Genomic DNA, 15,757 nt, shown 5'->3' with positions numbered 1-15,757 from the left:
CTCTTTGTGGATTGTACCATATTGCAGGAACAAGCGGGGAGAAAGCCGTTTGTTTAATGAATCGAAAAAAAATTCTGACAATTTCGTAAAAAATAGATGCAATTTCTGAAATTTTCTATAAAATAGAATTTAACTAAAGGAGGTAATGCCTGATGACAAATGCTTCAGAGTATGTAAAAGCGATCCAAGAGAAACTGCATGAAAAAGATCAGAACCAAACGGAATTTTTACAAGCGATAGATGAATTTTTACCAACAATCATTCCTTTCTTAGAAAAACATCCAGAATACATTGAATCGAATTTGGTTGATTTATTAACAGAACCAGAGCGATTTATTCAATTTCGTGTGCCATGGCAAGATGACCAAGGCAATTGGCAAGTCAACCGTGGTTATCGGATCCAATTTAATTCTGCATTAGGGCCTTACAAAGGCGGCCTGCGTTTTCATCCCAGTGTCAACTTAAGTATCTTGAAATTTTTGGCTTTTGAGCAGATTTTCAAGAACAGTTTGACTGGATTACCGATTGGTGGCGGCAAAGGCGGAAGTGACTTTGATCCAAAAGGGAAATCAGATGGAGAAGTGATGCGTTTTTGTCAAAGTTTCATGACGGAATTAGCCAAACATATCGGACCTGACTTAGATGTGCCTGCGGGGGACATTGGTGTGGGTGGCCGTGAAATTGGCTATCTCTTTGGGGCTTACAAACGTCTGAAACAATATGATGCTGGTGTCCTTACAGGGAAACCATTGGACTTTTGGGGAAGTAAAAATCGGACGGAAGCTACCGGTTACGGGGCAGTCTATTTTGTTAAGCATCTGTTGAAAGATTTAAAGGAAGACTTCCAAGGGAAACAGGCAATTGTATCTGGAAGCGGCAATGTAGCCATTTATGCGATTGAGAAATTGCATGAGTTGGGCGCAAAAGCCATCACTTGCTCTGATTCTTCTGGCTTCATTTATGACAAAGAAGGTATCGATCTGGCATTATTGAAAGAAATCAAAGAAGTAAAACGGGAACGTTTGACAGCATATGCCAACGCACGTCCCTCGGCAGAGTACCATGAAGGAGCTTCTGTCTGGGACTTCGATGTTCAAGCGGAATTAGCCTTCCCTTGTGCGACTCAAAATGAAATCAATCTAGAACAAGCCAAACGGGCAAAAGCGAATGGTGTCCGGATTGTTTCTGAAGGTGCCAATATGCCAAGCTCCCTTGAAGCGGCAGAATATTTTATTGCTGAAGGAATCTACTATTGTCCTGGTAAAGCGGCTAATGCGGGTGGCGTAGCGGTTTCTGCTTTAGAAATGAGTCAAAACTCACAACGTTTGCAGTGGGAGCAAGCAGAAGTCGATCAAAAATTGGATGAGATCATGAAGAATATTTATGATGCTTGCCGTGACACTGCAGAAGAATTTGATCAAAAAAATAATTTCATGCTAGGAGCAAATGTGGCTGGATTTGAAAAAGTTGCTAAAGCAATGTTTTCTCAAGGACTTGTCTAACTCTGCCAGATAGGCGATATAATAAGGAATTACTTGAAAAAAGTTCAAAAAAAACGTAAAGTAGTACTTGTATGAAAAACTAATTTTTTTCAAGGAGGACAAATCATGTCACACATCAAATTTGACTATTCAAAAGTAGCACCATTCGTGAATGAATACGAATTAAGCTACATGCAAAGTCAAGTTACAGCAGCAGATAAACTCTTACGTGAAGGTACTGGTGCAGGTAACGACTTTTTAGGCTGGATCGACTTGCCTAAAAATTATGATAAAGAAGAATTTGCACGAATCAAAAAAGCAGCAGAAAAAATCCAATCGGACTCAGAAGTATTAGTTGTTATTGGTATCGGTGGTTCTTATTTAGGGGCAAAAGCTGCGATTGATTTCTTAAACCATTCATTCTATAACTTGCTTTCATCAGATGAACGGAAAGCACCACAAATCTTTTTTGCCGGAAACTCAATTTCTTCGACTTATTTAGCTGATTTGATCGAAATCATCGGTGATCGTGATTTCTCTGTCAATGTCATTTCTAAGTCAGGAACGACGACAGAACCAGCGATCGCATTCCGTGTCTTCAAAGAACGCTTGATCGAAAAATATGGCAAAGAAGAAGCAAACAAACGTATCTATGCAACGACAGATAAAGCAAAAGGTGCCGTTAAAGTTGAAGCAGATGCTGAAAATTGGGAAACATTCGTAATTCCTGATGATGTTGGCGGACGTTTCTCTGTCTTGACAGCTGTAGGTCTATTGCCAATCGCTGCTAGCGGTGCGGATATCGATGCTTTGATGCAAGGTGCAGCAGACGCTAGTGAAGCATATGCCAGTGATGACCTTGAAAAAAATGAAGCGTATCAATATGCAGCAATGCGTAACATCCTTTACCGCAAAGGAAAAGTAACCGAATTGCTGATCAATTATGAACCAGGAATGCAATACTTCTCTGAATGGTGGAAACAATTATTTGGAGAATCAGAAGGAAAAGACCAAAAGGGAATTTACCCTTCAAGTGCTAACTTCTCAACAGACTTGCATTCATTGGGTCAATATATCCAAGAAGGCCGCCGCAACATTTTTGAAACAGTTGTTAAAGTTGAAAAACCACGTAAATCAATCACAATTCCTACGCAAGAAGCTGACCTTGATGGACTTGGCTACTTACAAGGAAAAGAAGTTGATTTTGTAAATACCAAAGCCTTCGAAGGAACGTTATTGGCTCACACAGATGGTGATGTACCAAACCTATTGGTTAAGATCCCAACGATGGATGCCTACACATTAGGTTATACAATGTACTTCTTCGAAATCGCTGTTGGCATTTCTGGCTACTTGAATGGTGTGAATCCATTTGACCAACCAGGTGTGGAAGCTTATAAGAAAAACATGTTCGCATTACTTGGCAAACCAGGCTTTGAAGAGCTTGCAAAAGAATTGAACGAACGTCTATAATTTATCGTTCTAACTAAAAAGAACCAGTCCTCCGATCATTCTTCTGAGGACTGGTTTTTTATTTACATAAGCGGATGGTTTAGAATAAGGACGCTTATTCGTTTAACCATAAAATGACCGTCACAATAGGACATTGAGTTGTGGTCTTTAGGAACAGTCAACCAACCAAGGAGTCATCAACGATTTTCCTTTAAACCAATCAATAATGCGACTGTCAAGAGACCAAAAATACATGTTTGGATTACTGGCATTCTGTTCATCTCCTTTCCTTTATGTTACTAGGGCTTGCTGGAAGATGCACGAACACATCAGTCATAAGAAGCGAACGATTTTGTCATTTTGGCTGCGGAAATAAGTAGGCGCCATATTTCTTATAAAAGCGCTTGCATAAATCAGTATTTTTGTTATTATATTTTTAGAAAAGAAGTTCTGAGGTGGTAAGATGCTAGATGTTGAAATTGGAAATGCCTATGTGTGTCAACCTGTGGGGGCAAAGAAATCGCTAGTCGGTGTAATTGAGAAGCTGTATGAGCATACGGCTCTTGTGAAAGTGACCGATTATGAGATGGAGGATCAATCCATTGTATTGGAGTGCAATCAGCGGATGTTGGTAAAATTTGATAAGATTACCGCAGTGGCTGTGGCTTAATAAAAATAAGACTGGAACTCGCTAATAAAAATGTATCATGTCAGCATGCTGAAAAGTCAGCTTGTAGGCACTGATTCATCTTTATTGACTAGAGTCCAGTCTTTTTAGCTGGCGTGAATTAGCCGACGCCGATCACAAAGTTCAGTAGTTTATCTGAGTAAGTCATTTCATCGGTGGACTCACTGAGAGTTTGGTTCAAAATGTCCATCCGATCGGTAATGATGCCGTCCACACCGTAGAACTGCATCCGACTGATCTCGGCATCATCATTTGGAGTCCAGACAAAGACATCTTTATGATCCGTTTTGGCAGATGAAACAAAGTTGCGGTTGATCGTACTATATTCCATCGTTAAAAAATCAGCACTTGTTAATGGAGGGCCAACGATGTTGAAGGGCATGATATACCCAGCAGTTAGGTCCGGAGCCTCTTGTTTCAATTCTTCCACTACATTATAGGTCAAGCTTTGTAGAATATGTTCATGTTCGGCTAGATTTTCACGGTAGCGTTCAAGAAATGAATGGACTAATGCTGTCGTATCTTTTCGTTGTGTCTTGATTTCTACTAGCAATTTCTGATTCAACGAATTCGCTAAGGATAAGTAGTCATCAAATGTCGCAATCGGAGCCGTTTGTCCATTTTCAGAGACGGTTAATTTTTGTGCTTGTGCCAAAGTTGATTGCTCCGGTTTCTGATTGAAGCCAGTCAACGCTTTAAATGAAAAATCGTGATAAACAATGAAATGACCATCGCTAGTTTGTTGAACATCCATTTCAACGTAATCAGGATGGTAGTTCTCACTGGTGAAGCGCAGTGCTTCTAATGAATTTTGAACGCCTTGACCATTGCTGACGCCGCGATGCGAGATCGTCAATGGTCGAGTATTAGCGGCAGAGGTCAGATAATTCATGTTGTATAAACTTACTCCTACCCCAAAGAAGACGGCTACTACAGTAATCAAAGAGGCTTTTAGTCGTTGAAAATTTCTTGCTGGCAATGGTTCTTCACTGAACCATTGTGGTATCTCAGGTAAAAAACCTTCATCGTCCATAAAATCAACAATGATATAGAAGATTGCTACGGTAGACAAAATGATATTCAACAACAAAACGAGTTGAAGGAGCGTCATAATGAAGACTGCTGAATACAGCGCATAGTCAGCGAAAAGTTCTTCAATGATCGCTTGCAGGATAATCAAAAAAGTGAATCCTACTGTTGAAATGAATAAGATCGCGCCGCCAATAAAGACAAATTGGCCAACAATCGCAAAGAAACGGCGTTTCGTTGTCTGCAAACTTTCTCGAATGGCCTGTCGAAAAGGAAGGTCACGTAAGATCATTTCTGGTAAAGCGAATATCACACGAATCCCTAGATAAATCAAAAGTAAGTAGCCAAGCACCACGGCTCCGATAATCAATACACGATTCGTAAAGATGAAATCCATGATAAAAGCAGGGATTTTCACTTTAGAGAGCAAATCTGAGTTAAAACTTAGCCCGCCAATTGGCAAAATCAAAAAGAAATAAAACAAGAAAAACAAAAAGGTCATGGGGCGTAATTTGCGAATTTGTAAAAATGTCATTCGCAACAGCTGTCGCAATCGGACCGGCTGCTTTTTCTTGATGAAATAGACGCTCAGCAGCAGGAATGTAAACTCAAAAAAAACTGCTAATAAAATCAACAACAAGATCAGAGAGAGCGAGAATAGAACCATTGGATGCTCTGTAAAAATACTACCTATATTATCGAAAGACAGGTAGGCTAATCCCCCACGACGCAGGACAAATTTTGTTGAAGAAGAAAGCAGTGGGATAACCAAAAAAAGCAAGAAACCATGCATTAGCAGAACATCTCGAAAATAAGCATCGCTTGCCTTTAGAAAATCCCAAGTGTTGATCAAACTATTTTTTAGATATTTCATGTTGTTCATCCTAACTCTAGACTATAAAAAAACCGAACTATCGTGTTTGATTCCTGTAATGAAAGGAATGACCACCATCTATAGTTCGGGAATTTCCTGTATTTATTTTTGCTATTAAGCCCGGCACTTAGCCGCCTAATAGCCCTGTTAAAAACGTACCGCCATAAATCAATGCCATACTATATAAGAAAATCGATAATGGTTTTGCCAATAAAATGATCAAAGTGAATTTCTTGACTGAAATATTTGTTAGTCCAGCCATCAAACACAAGGCATCATCCGGTGCTACCGGTAAAAAGATAGCAAGTGCAAAGAGTTTTTCAAATCGACTTTGGTTATCCAACCAGCCAATATATTTATCATACGTTTTATCACTGATCATACTGAGGATAAATGGTTTACCATATCTTCTGCCAAGCAAGAAGATGATCACTGAACCAATACTAATGCCAACATAATTGTAGACAAATCCAAGATATGGTCCAAAAATCAAGACGCCAGCCGCACTGGATATCCCACCAGGAATGATCGGAATCACAACTTGTAAAATTTGTAGCAACATGAAGATGATTGGTCCCAAAATAACAGAGTTGCCTACCAAACCACGCAGTGCATTAATATCTTTAAAGACACCTAGATTAATGAAGTAAATCGTTAAGGCAATTGATAGCCCTAATCCTATAATTGATATCGTATTAATGATACGACGAGAAGTGGCGATACTCACAGACTTTCATCTCCTTTATTCGTTTCTAATTCCACTATACGTGGTGTAATTAGAAAAATCCAGCAAAATAAATGACATTCGTCAAACAAATTTGTAAGATTTGATACCCTTATTATAAAAGAAGAATAGCAAGAAGGCATTGTACTAAAGTCTGAAATAAGAAAAATTTAGCAATTCATGTACAAATTATAACGAGTGATCGATAGGCAAGTTGTTTTCATCTCTAGTTTATTGCTTTCATTTTTTTGTTTATTTCCTAGTTGTCTCCTCTTTATCAAGGCGTGCTCTTCGTTTGTTTTGCCAACTTGCGATGGTCTTTTCAACGACACTCGTCATCATAAACCCGCCCGCGATTGCTCCTGCAGTGATCAAAACAATCATGAGGTTCTCTAATCCCAAAAAGTTATCTCCCAAGGCGAATTCACGAACAGCTTTATAAGCCGGACCACCGGGGACCAAGGGAACTAAACTAGGAATATTGAAGATGATCATGGGCATTTTCTTGCGCCGTGAAAAAAAGATGCTGACACAGCCAACCGCAAAGGCAGCATAAAAATTGGCACTGCCAATGCCATGACCCATTTCATGCAGCTGCCAATAAATCATCCATCCAACAGTTCCAGCGATCCCGGTTGCAATCAATGCACGTTTCGGTATATTTGTTAATATGCCAAAGGTGACGGTACTTAGAAAACTAAAACAGACATGAATCAAAATGGTCATGATAACCCCCCAAACAAGGTGAAGACTGTAGCGATTCCTACGCCGATTGCGGCTGCAGTAAAGATAGCTTCAGTTCCTCGCGCAGTCCCACTGATCAGATGGCCAGCTAGAATATCACGGAATGAATTTGTGATGGCCACTCCAGGAACTAACGGCATCACGGCACCAATGATCATGTTGTCAACATTTCCCGCCAAGCCCCCGCGAACAGATAGGATCGCTAAGCACCCAATCACTAAAGAGGCGACGAACATATCCAAAAAGCGGATATCGATCGCTTTTTTCACCCAGAGACCTGTAATGAACCCGATGCTGCCAATGAAAAAAGTAGCAATGAAATCAGACCAATTGCCGCCAAAAATAATCATTAATGTACTGCTGACCACTCCAGCACTCAATACTTGTAACCAGAGAGGAAAGCTTGGTGTGACTTGATTGACCTCTTTAAGAGACGCATACAATTGCGGTAATGTGATCTGTTTTTCTGCAAACGACCGGGAAAGCCGATTGACGGCCACTATTTTCTCCAAATTGATCACACGATCATGAACATTTTCTACTTGAGCGTAGTGACTGCTTCGCAATCCCATAAAAATGCCTGTAGCGGTCACATAACTGATGCTATTGGCTTCGCCAGCGTTAGCAGCGATACGATTCATGGTATCTTCGACTCGATAAACTTCGGAACCATTCTCCATCATGATTTTTCCTGCCAAGAGGCAAGTTTCTAACAATAACTCATTTGTTTCTTGCATTTTAACGCCTCTCTATCTTGAAAAGTAATCCTCCTTTAGTTTACCTTTTTCATTCCAATTCAACAAGAGAAGTATCCGGTGAGTTAAATAACTAATAATAAAGAAAATATCTTATTTTTTGAAAGCAACCATTTTATTTAAATTGGTAAAAAACTTCACAAATAGCGGTGTGGATATAATTGTAGAACAATTCAGACAGTTATAAGATAACGAAATGAGTATATTGTTTTTCAATTTGGAAAATCTCGGTTACAATTAGATAAAGGAAAAGGGGGATTTATTGATGCGAAGAAAGGTCTATACAAGAGAACATATTTTGAAGGCCGCGTATGAGTTGATCAATAAAGAAGGATTTGGCAACTTTACCGCCCGAAATATAGCAAAGCAAATGGGGATTTCAACACAACCGATTTATTTGGAATTTGAAAACATGCAGGATTTGAAAAACACTTTAGTTGAAGCGGTCTTCAAAGATCTTTCAGAAAACGTGTTTCCTGTTGAACGGACTGGTGATAAAGTCATTGATTTAGGATTAAACTACATTCACTTCGCACAAGAAAAACACAACTTGTATATTGCTCTTTTCGTAGATGACTATGGCGGAGGGAAATTGATGCACGATTTTTCGTCTGATTATTTCAAAAAATTGATCAAGTCCGAACCAAAGTATGCGGATCTATCGGAAGAAGCGATTACAGCCTTGCACAATGGTGCTTGGATCGTTGTTACCGGCATTGCTTCATTGATGTCAGCTGGAATCATTACGCCAACGGAGGAACAAATCATTAAGGTGATCGAGGAAACGATCACTGGGATTTTAGATAGAACAGACATTTTTATTTTTCAATAATAACGAATCTGCAACCATTTTTTTTGGATGGATTGCAGATTTTTTCTTGACTTTTTCTGAAAAAAGTAGAAAATAAACGTTATGGAGAGTTGGCAGAGTGGTAATGCAGCGGACTCGAAATCCGCCGACCCGGTTCATCCCGGCGCGCAGGTTCAAATCCTGTACTCTCCTTACAGTAACGCTTTGAAGCGTTTGGCCTATCCTTGGTGATAGGCTTTTTTTGTTTTGTAAGCAAAGACATGGGGAGGAGGGTGCCCAAGGTGTGAGAAAAGCATCGTACACGACTCATAAAATTTAATTAATGAGTTGATTAGTTGATTCAGACAGCAGTGAGAGCTTAGGAAACGAGTTTTGATAATGTCATGCCATTGCTTCTTTTTTTGAATGAAATCGATTAAACTAGAAGAAAGAGAACAAGAAAGCAGAAGGTGATAAAATGGCTGAGTTTGAAAAAGATTATGTCATGCGCCAAACGAAATTAGCTGTTAAGGGACTATCCGTTTTTTTGAAGGATGAATCAGTAGATGAGATCATGCAGTTGGATGAACAGCAGAGTGGACAAAAGAAAGAGCCAGAAGAAGAAAAGCAGTTGGAGTAGCTGTTTAATTTCATGACAAAACAAGAAAGCACCTGCTATTAGTCTTAGCGAGGTGCTTTCAGTACGAATCGGTATCCTTCATTTGGATGAACTCCTTATGCAGTTTTAGTCAATTCTTGTACAGCTTGTTCGATCGTCACACCAGTTGCAAAACGGTTAGCATCTTTTTTATCAAAAACGATAAAAAGGTTTAGTTTTGTATCTAGAGTAACTCGATATTGTAATTCTGTGTTATAGAATGTCATAGTCATTCTCCTTTCAGTGTTATTCGTAACGAAAGGCAACGGTTAAGTTGATAACGAAATTCCATGATCAGAATAACACGTTGCTTGGCGTCTGTCCAATAATAACTGAATGGTAGAGGAAGTTTACTAAAAATTTATTAAGGAGAACAGAAGTTATCTAAAAAAATCAAATAACAAATTTGTAAGGAAGCTCCTCTAGTGTCTGAGTAAAAAGCGGTATGAAGCGTTTTTGCTTGGAAAACTCTTTTTGTTGGGTTAAATAATTAATTTATTATATTTTTTTTAAATTTAATTTTACTCAATTTATGGTAAGATAAGATTTGTTTCAGGGGAAATGAAAAAGGAAAATGAAAATGGATGTGAAAATATGTGCGGAATTGTAGGTTTCGTTAATACTAAAGACCAAAAAGCCGAAATCATTGAACAGATGATGGATCGAATCATTCATCGCGGTCCTAATAGTTCTGGAAAATTCATTGATGACCAAGTTGCTCTTGGCTTTCGGCGTTTATCGATTATTGACTTAGAAGGCGGTACGCAGCCTATTTATAATGAAGATGGAACGAAAGTAATTATTTTTAATGGTGAAATCTATAACTTTCAATCATTAAGAGAAGAATTGATCCAAGCTGGACATGTCTTTACGACTCATGCAGATACTGAGGTTCTTCTTCATGGGTATGAAGAATGGGGAACTGATTTATTGCAAAGAGTTCGCGGCATGTTTGCTTTTGCCATTTGGGATCGCGAAAAGCAAGAACTCTTTGGGGCAAGAGATCACTTCGGAATCAAACCTTATTATTACGCAGAAATGAATGGTACATTCATGTTTGGTTCTGAAATCAAGAGTTTTTTACCACATCCAGATTTTGAAAAAGAATTGAATAAGGATGCCTTAAAACCCTATTTGACTTTTCAATATTCGCCACTAAATGGCGAAACTTTCTTTAAAGGCGTTTATCGCTTACAAGAAGGACACTATTTTACTTATAAAAATGGCGTCATGGACATTCATGAATATTGGGATGCAGACTACAGTCATAAAGAAAGCTACAGCAAAGAAGATTGGGTCCAAAAAATCGATGATACCGTTCAAGAATCGATTGCTGCACACAAAATCAGTGATGTAGAAGTAGGGTCATTTTTATCAAGCGGTGTCGACTCAAGTTATGTTGCCGCTGTTCTGCGTCCAGATCATTCTTTCTCAATTGGATTCGATGACAAGACCTATAATGAAGCAATTGAAGCTAGAAAATTGACCAAGATGCTGGGATTGAACAATACAGCAGCGGTGATTGATGGCGAGATGTCCTTCAACGCTTTTCCACTGATCCAGTATCATTTGGATGAGCCCGACTCCAATCCGAGTTGTGTCCCGCTCTACTTTTTAGCTAATCTCGCATCGCAACATGTTCGTGTTGTACAATCTGGTGAAGGCGCCGATGAATTATTTGCCGGCTATGCTGCTTATGGTTGGCATACGAACTCCAAAATGATTCGTGTATTTGCTCAAGGATTGAAAAAATTACCTAAGAATATCCGATTCAAATTAGGCCGGACAATTGGTAAGATGAGAAACTTCCATGGACGAATTCATCTCTATGAAGCCACCGCACCTGCAAAAGATTTCTTTATCGGACAAGCACTGGTCTTTGAAGAGCAAGAAGCCGCTGAGATATTGCATCCAGACTATACTAATGGTCCATCAGTGGCGGAAATCGTCGCACCATACTATGAAAAAGTCAAAGATCTTGATGAAGAAGTCAACAAAATGCAGTATTTGGATGTTCATCAATGGATGCCCAAAGACATCTTATTAAAAGCAGATAAGATGTCAATGGCTAGTTCTTTGGAATTACGGGTGCCATTACTTGATATTGAAGTCATGAAAGTAGCACAGACGATTCCGACAAAATATTTGATCAATCAGTACAATACGAAAGATGTCTTTCGTCAAGCAGCAAATCGCCACCTCCCAACAGAATGGGCCAATCGGGAAAAATTAGGTTTTCCGGTCCCTATTCGGGCATGGCTGAAAGAAGGGACTGGTTACAAAACCGTCAAAGAACTATTTACGGCGGATTTTGCTGCAGAATTCTTTGACCAAGAAAAGATTTTGCAATTATTGGCTGATCATCGCGCCGGTAAACAAGGACTTCAACGGAAAATCTGGACGATCTACACTTTCTTGACCTGGTATAAAGTATTCTTCATTGATGAAAAAATTCCTAAGGCAGAAACAATCATCTACGAAACAATTTAAAAACACGAGGACAGATGTTGTCCCTCTAAAGTCCATTTTCATACAGACTTCGGAGAGGAGAGACATCGAATCCTCGTGTTTCTTTTTGTCTTTTTATAGGGCTAATAAATTTTCCAAGTAGTCAGCTAAACCGTCCTCGGCATTCGTTTTATCCGTTACATCATTGGCAATAGATTTTAATTGTGCGGTTCCATTTGCCATAGCCACACCCCAGCCGGCATATTCCAACATTTCTAGATCATTGTGTTCATCGCCAAAGGCAATAATATTTTTGGGATCAATCTTCAGATAATCGGAAATCACTGATAGACCTAATGCTTTATGGACCCCTTTTGGAACAATCTCCAAAATTGCATGAGGACCACCCCATGTACGGACATCAACCGTGTCATTGAATTGATCGTTGATTCGTAGAGCAACAGACTCAGCAAATTCATTTTGTGTTTTGACCAATAAAGAAGTCGGATCAGATTTCATGTTCTTCAATAAGTTTTCTTCAGTAATACTATCGGAAGAAAAGAAACGCTGATCAAAGCCTTCAAGTTGATCGATAAAAAAAGTTTCCCGATTTTCTGCAGCAACAAAATCTAAGTTTAGGTTCTCTTTTTGAGCCATTAGTTCAAAAGCGATTTCTTTTGACACAGAGAATTCTGTTTCATTTGCCCATACTTGACGAGGTTTGTGTACCAAACCTCCATTAAAATTGATCATAGGTGTTTTTAGGGCTAATTGACGATAAAACTGATCACTCATTCGAAAAGGACGACCGGTTGCGATGGTCACATAATGTCCAGCTTTCGTTGCTCGTGTCAAAACATCAAATGTCCGCTTTGAAATTTGGGACTCTGTATTTAAAGTAGTGCCGTCTAGATCGATGGCAATTAATTTAGTGTTCACTCGACTCGCTCCATTCTCTTTTTCTAGTTGTTTAAGTGTAACACATTTTACTGATTTCACAAGAGATGAAAGGGGGATGGTAATTTTCTGGAAAAAATCAGCTCTCTAATAAAACACGAACGTTCGGATAAAATATTTGATTTTTGTTAATTTTTTTGTTGTGGAATAAGGGGCATTCGCCTATAATTTGTAATTGTTCGATGGAAAGTGCAATTATTCTTTTCTTTTCAGAAACACTAACTAATCTTGTAGGAGTGAACGATTTACATGGAAAAGTTTTTCAAATTAAAAGAAAATAAAACAACTGTTTCAACAGAAGTGATGGCTGGGGTAACCACCTTCTTTGCAATGAGCTACATTCTTTTTGTTAATCCTTCGATTCTTTCCGCATCTGGTATGCCTTTTCAAGCAGTCTTTCTGGCAACCATCATTGCCTCTGTCATTGGAACGCTGGTCATGGGTCTCTTTGCAAACGTACCGTATGCGCAAGCACCAGGAATGGGATTGAATGCCTTCTTTACCTTTACAGTTGTCTTTGGGTTAGGCTATTCTTGGCAACAAGCATTAGCTATGGTCTTTATCTGTGGTGTGATCAATATTTTGATCACGATCACTAAAATTCGTAAATTGATCATTCACGCCATTCCAGAGAGCATGCAACATGCCATCGGTGGTGGGATTGGGATCTTCGTTGCTTACGTTGGGTTAAAAAATGCCAATCTATTAAGTTTCAGCGCGGATACTGCAGCAGTTACTGGATCAACTGTTGATGGTGATACGATTGTTAGTGCTTCATTTAATGGAGGCATCGTGCCGGCACTAGCTAACTTTAATAATGCACCAGTTATCTTGGCAATCATTGGCTTAGTTTTAACAACGTTATTAGTGATTAAAAACGTCCGAGGAGCAATTATTATCGGTATCATAGGGACAACGATCATTGGTATTTTGATGGGTGTGGTCGATTTAAGCACGATTGATTGGCAAGGAAACTCTTTGGGAAGTTCAATTAATGAACTTGGAACAACTTTTGGCGCTGCGTTTGGCCCAGAGGGAATGGGTTCATTGTTTAGTGATTCTGCTAAAATTCCTCAAGTGATCATGACGATTATTGCCTTTAGTCTTTCAGATACATTTGATACTATCGGCACATTTATTGGAACAGGACGCCGTACTGGAATCTTTTCTCAAAAAGACGAAGAAGCGTTGGAAGATAGCAAAGGGTTTAATACAAAGATGGATAAAGCCCTTTTTGCCGATGCAATTGCAACTTCGATCGGTGCGATCTTTGGAACATCTAATACCACTACTTATGTTGAATCGGCTGCCGGGATCGGTGCTGGGGGACGAACAGGATTGACTTCAGTGGTAGTAGCAGCTTTGTTTGCCATTAGTAGTTTCTTTTCACCATTGATTTCCGTGGTCCCTGCTCAAGCAACAGCGCCGGCATTGATTTTAGTCGGTGTGATGATGCTCGCTTCATTTGCGGATATCAATTGGACGGATCTTGAAGAAGCAGTTCCAGCATTCTTTGCTTCGATTTTTATGGGACTTTGTTACAGCATTTCTTATGGAATCGCAGCTGGCTTTATCTTTTACGCAATCGTTAAAGTCGTAAAAGGAAAATTCCGCGAAGTATCTCCAATTTTGTGGGTCGTAAATATTCTCTTTATTTTGAACTTCATTATTTTAGCTGTGATCAGCTAGTACCAATCAATAAAGAGCACTGATTTCTGGTCGTGCTTTTGACAATGAACTATCCAAACTATAACGGATTCTTTCTTTGATCGATGAGCTGTTTTATGTGGGCTGTAAAGAACAAAGGAGGCGAAATCAGTTGTAGTGGGGATAGTTTTATTTTGTAGACAGATCACACAATCTTCTGTCTTTTTTAATTTTACTATTTTAAAAAATGCGGTATAGTTTAAGAGAAAGAGGGTTTTGACATGAAAATTGATTGGAAACGAAATCTCCTAATTTCTTGGATTGGCTGTTTTTTTACTGGTGCAAGTTTTAGTTTAGTTATGCCGTTTATTCCGCTATATATTGAAGAGTTAGGGGCGCCAAAAAGCCAAATCGAGCTGTTTTCAGGTCTAGCAATCTCAGTGACCGCATTTGCAGCTGCAATCATTGCGCCGGTTTGGGGAAATTTAGCAGATCAGAAAGGTCGCAGATTGATGATGATTCGGGCGGCTGCTGGTATGACAGTCACCATGGGCTCATTAGCCTTTGTACCGAATGTCTACTGGCTATTGATTATGCGCTTTTTTACGGGTATCCTTTCGGGTTATATTCCAAATGCGACTGCATTGATTGCTTCTCAAGCACCGAAAGAAAAGAGTGGCTGGGCACTAGGAACATTAGCAACCGGAGCTATCGCCGGAAATTTGATCGGGCCTTCTATGGGTGGTGCTTTAGCACAGTGGTTTGGTATGAAGAATGTATTTATCATCACAGGAATTGTTCTTTTGATCACATTGCTGTTAACGATCTTTTTGGTTCAAGAAGATTTCGAACCTGTTGAAAAAGGGGACCTTCTATCTGTCAAAGAAATTTTTGGACAAATCAAAAACCTACAACTATTGATTGGCTTATTTATTACTTCATTGATCCTGCAACTTGGTGTAACAAGTATCAGTCCAATTTTGACTTTATATATCCGTGATCTAAGCGGCAATACAGGAAACCTTTTATTTGTCAGCGGGTTGATCGTATCGATTGCCGGTGTTTCAGCTATTATTTCTTCGCCAATATTAGGTAAAGTAGGGGACCGCTACGGAAATCATAAAGTGTTATTAGGAGGACTACTGCTTTCATTCCTTTGCTTTATTCCAATGGGCTTTGTTACGTCACCATTCCAATTGGGCGTTCTACGCTTTCTTTTGGGCTTTTCTACTGGTGCGTTAATGCCATCGATCAATACGTTGATCAGTAAAATCACACCAATGGAAGGTGTTAGTCGAATTTATAGTTACAACCAAATGTTTTCTAACTTTGGTCAAGTCCTTGGTCCAATGGTCGGTTCAACCGTTGCCCATAGTTTTGGCTATCCAGCCGTGTTTTGGGTAACCAGCGCGTTTGTCTTTTTGAATATTTGTCTTTCTACATTTAATTTCCGTAAAAATTTTCATAAGCACGATCTCAGTTGAAAAGAAAAAAAAACCAGTTACAATGA

14 protein-coding genes and 1 tRNA gene are annotated in these 15,757 nt (G+C 39.2%); 9 read left to right on the top strand and 6 right to left on the bottom strand.

Annotation, left to right across the window (positions count from 1 at the left end; translation table 11 throughout):
• The first annotated feature begins 152 nt into the window (after nt 1-152).
• The 3 genes from gdhA (at nt 153) to EG2_RS15110 (ending at nt 3,603) form a co-directional block, all read left to right on the top strand.
• Nucleotides 153-1,502: an NADP-specific glutamate dehydrogenase gene (gene gdhA / locus EG2_RS15120; protein ID WP_060815277.1), complete on the top strand. Its 1,350-nt coding sequence runs from the start codon at nt 153-155 to the stop codon at nt 1,500-1,502.
• Nucleotides 1,503-1,607: 105 nt separating this feature from the next.
• On the top strand, nt 1,608-2,954 hold the full coding sequence (locus tag EG2_RS15115; protein WP_005472008.1) for a glucose-6-phosphate isomerase: 1,347 nt from the start codon (nt 1,608-1,610) through the stop codon (nt 2,952-2,954).
• Nucleotides 2,955-3,396: 442 nt separating this feature from the next.
• The gene (locus EG2_RS15110; RefSeq protein ID WP_060815276.1) at nt 3,397-3,603 is read left to right on the top strand and encodes a hypothetical protein; all 207 of its coding nucleotides are present in this window, start codon (nt 3,397-3,399) and stop codon (nt 3,601-3,603) included.
• A 118-nt stretch (nt 3,604-3,721) separates the two neighbouring features.
• On the opposite strand, the gene EG2_RS15105 is transcribed toward EG2_RS15110, so the two are convergent.
• From EG2_RS15105 to EG2_RS15090, 4 genes are all read right to left on the bottom strand, one after another.
• Nucleotides 3,722-5,524, bottom strand: a complete 1,803-nt coding sequence (locus EG2_RS15105) for a glycerophosphoryl diester phosphodiesterase membrane domain-containing protein (RefSeq protein ID WP_060815275.1) — start codon at nt 5,522-5,524, stop codon at nt 3,722-3,724.
• 127 nt (nt 5,525-5,651) lie between these two features.
• Nucleotides 5,652-6,251, bottom strand: a complete 600-nt coding sequence (locus EG2_RS15100) for a TVP38/TMEM64 family protein (RefSeq protein ID WP_003127844.1) — start codon at nt 6,249-6,251, stop codon at nt 5,652-5,654.
• 249 nt (nt 6,252-6,500) lie between these two features.
• Complete coding sequence (locus EG2_RS15095; protein ID WP_060815274.1) at nt 6,501-6,974, bottom strand: threonine/serine exporter family protein; 474 nt, start codon at nt 6,972-6,974, stop codon at nt 6,501-6,503.
• Nucleotides 6,971-7,729 carry a threonine/serine exporter family protein gene (locus EG2_RS15090; protein ID WP_060815273.1) on the bottom strand — a complete coding sequence of 253 codons (759 nt, stop codon included), beginning with the start codon at nt 7,727-7,729 and terminating at the stop codon, nt 6,971-6,973. The genes EG2_RS15095 and EG2_RS15090 overlap by 4 nt, the downstream gene beginning before the upstream one ends.
• 283 nt (nt 7,730-8,012) lie before the next feature.
• On the opposite strand from EG2_RS15090, the gene EG2_RS15085 reads away from it, so the two are divergent.
• The 3 genes from EG2_RS15085 to EG2_RS19230 all read left to right on the top strand — a co-directional run bounded on the left by EG2_RS15085 (nt 8,013) and on the right by EG2_RS19230 (nt 9,177).
• Nucleotides 8,013-8,579: a TetR/AcrR family transcriptional regulator gene (locus EG2_RS15085; protein WP_005472096.1), complete on the top strand. Its 567-nt coding sequence runs from the start codon at nt 8,013-8,015 to the stop codon at nt 8,577-8,579.
• 83 nt (nt 8,580-8,662) lie between these two features.
• A tRNA-Ser gene (locus tag EG2_RS15080) sits at nt 8,663-8,750 on the top strand.
• A gap of 265 nt (nt 8,751-9,015) precedes the next feature.
• A complete protein-coding gene (locus tag EG2_RS19230) occupies nt 9,016-9,177 on the top strand; it encodes a hypothetical protein (RefSeq protein ID WP_003127848.1) in 162 nt (53 codons plus the stop codon).
• Between the two features lie 95 nt (nt 9,178-9,272).
• Here EG2_RS19230 and EG2_RS19225 read toward each other — a convergent pair whose 3' ends face one another.
• Nucleotides 9,273-9,422 carry a hypothetical protein gene (locus tag EG2_RS19225; RefSeq protein WP_003127849.1) on the bottom strand — a complete coding sequence of 50 codons (150 nt, stop codon included), beginning with the start codon at nt 9,420-9,422 and terminating at the stop codon, nt 9,273-9,275.
• Between the two features lie 367 nt (nt 9,423-9,789).
• Between EG2_RS19225 and asnB the strand changes: the two genes are divergently transcribed.
• Nucleotides 9,790-11,685 carry an asparagine synthase (glutamine-hydrolyzing) gene (gene asnB / locus EG2_RS15075; protein WP_060815292.1) on the top strand — a complete coding sequence of 632 codons (1,896 nt, stop codon included), beginning with the start codon at nt 9,790-9,792 and terminating at the stop codon, nt 11,683-11,685.
• Between the two features lie 93 nt (nt 11,686-11,778).
• Here asnB and EG2_RS15070 read toward each other — a convergent pair whose 3' ends face one another.
• Nucleotides 11,779-12,582, bottom strand: coding sequence for a Cof-type HAD-IIB family hydrolase (locus EG2_RS15070; protein WP_060815272.1), 804 nt, complete (start codon nt 12,580-12,582; stop codon nt 11,779-11,781).
• 267 nt (nt 12,583-12,849) lie between these two features.
• Between EG2_RS15070 and EG2_RS15065 the strand changes: the two genes are divergently transcribed.
• Both EG2_RS15065 and EG2_RS15060 read left to right on the top strand, forming a co-directional pair.
• On the top strand, nt 12,850-14,289 hold the full coding sequence (locus EG2_RS15065) for an NCS2 family permease (protein ID WP_060815271.1): 1,440 nt from the start codon (nt 12,850-12,852) through the stop codon (nt 14,287-14,289).
• Between the two features lie 239 nt (nt 14,290-14,528).
• The gene (locus tag EG2_RS15060) at nt 14,529-15,731 is read left to right on the top strand and encodes a multidrug efflux MFS transporter (protein WP_060815270.1); all 1,203 of its coding nucleotides are present in this window, start codon (nt 14,529-14,531) and stop codon (nt 15,729-15,731) included.
• Nucleotides 15,732-15,757: the final 26 nt, after the last annotated feature.

Source organism: Enterococcus gallinarum NBRC 100675 (assembly GCF_001544275.1).
Classification (GTDB): Bacteria; Bacillota; Bacilli; order Lactobacillales; family Enterococcaceae; genus Enterococcus_D; species Enterococcus_D gallinarum.
The sequence above is the reverse complement of the archived record's forward strand: the minus strand, read 5'-3'. Positions and strand labels throughout refer to the sequence as shown.

Excerpts from the sequence above, each read along its gene's own strand:
- EG2_RS19230 (WP_003127848.1), top strand. The coding sequence starts at position 9,016 with ATGGCTGAGTTTGAAAAAGATTATGTCATGCGCCAAACGAAATTAGCT.
- EG2_RS15090 (WP_060815273.1), bottom strand. The coding sequence starts at position 7,729 with ATGCAAGAAACAAATGAGTTATTGTTAGAAACTTGCCTCTTGGCAGGA.
- EG2_RS15115 (WP_005472008.1), top strand. The coding sequence starts at position 1,608 with ATGTCACACATCAAATTTGACTATTCAAAAGTAGCACCATTCGTGAAT.
- EG2_RS15065 (WP_060815271.1), top strand. The coding sequence starts at position 12,850 with ATGGAAAAGTTTTTCAAATTAAAAGAAAATAAAACAACTGTTTCAACA.
- EG2_RS15095 (WP_060815274.1), bottom strand. The coding sequence starts at position 6,974 with ATGACCATTTTGATTCATGTCTGTTTTAGTTTTCTAAGTACCGTCACC.
- gdhA (WP_060815277.1), top strand. The coding sequence starts at position 153 with ATGACAAATGCTTCAGAGTATGTAAAAGCGATCCAAGAGAAACTGCAT.
- EG2_RS15085 (WP_005472096.1), top strand. The coding sequence starts at position 8,013 with ATGCGAAGAAAGGTCTATACAAGAGAACATATTTTGAAGGCCGCGTAT.
- EG2_RS15110 (WP_060815276.1), top strand. The coding sequence starts at position 3,397 with ATGCTAGATGTTGAAATTGGAAATGCCTATGTGTGTCAACCTGTGGGG.
- asnB (WP_060815292.1), top strand. The coding sequence starts at position 9,790 with ATGTGCGGAATTGTAGGTTTCGTTAATACTAAAGACCAAAAAGCCGAA.
- EG2_RS15060 (WP_060815270.1), top strand. The coding sequence starts at position 14,529 with ATGAAAATTGATTGGAAACGAAATCTCCTAATTTCTTGGATTGGCTGT.
- EG2_RS19225 (WP_003127849.1), bottom strand. The coding sequence starts at position 9,422 with ATGACATTCTATAACACAGAATTACAATATCGAGTTACTCTAGATACA.
- EG2_RS15105 (WP_060815275.1), bottom strand. The coding sequence starts at position 5,524 with ATGAAATATCTAAAAAATAGTTTGATCAACACTTGGGATTTTCTAAAG.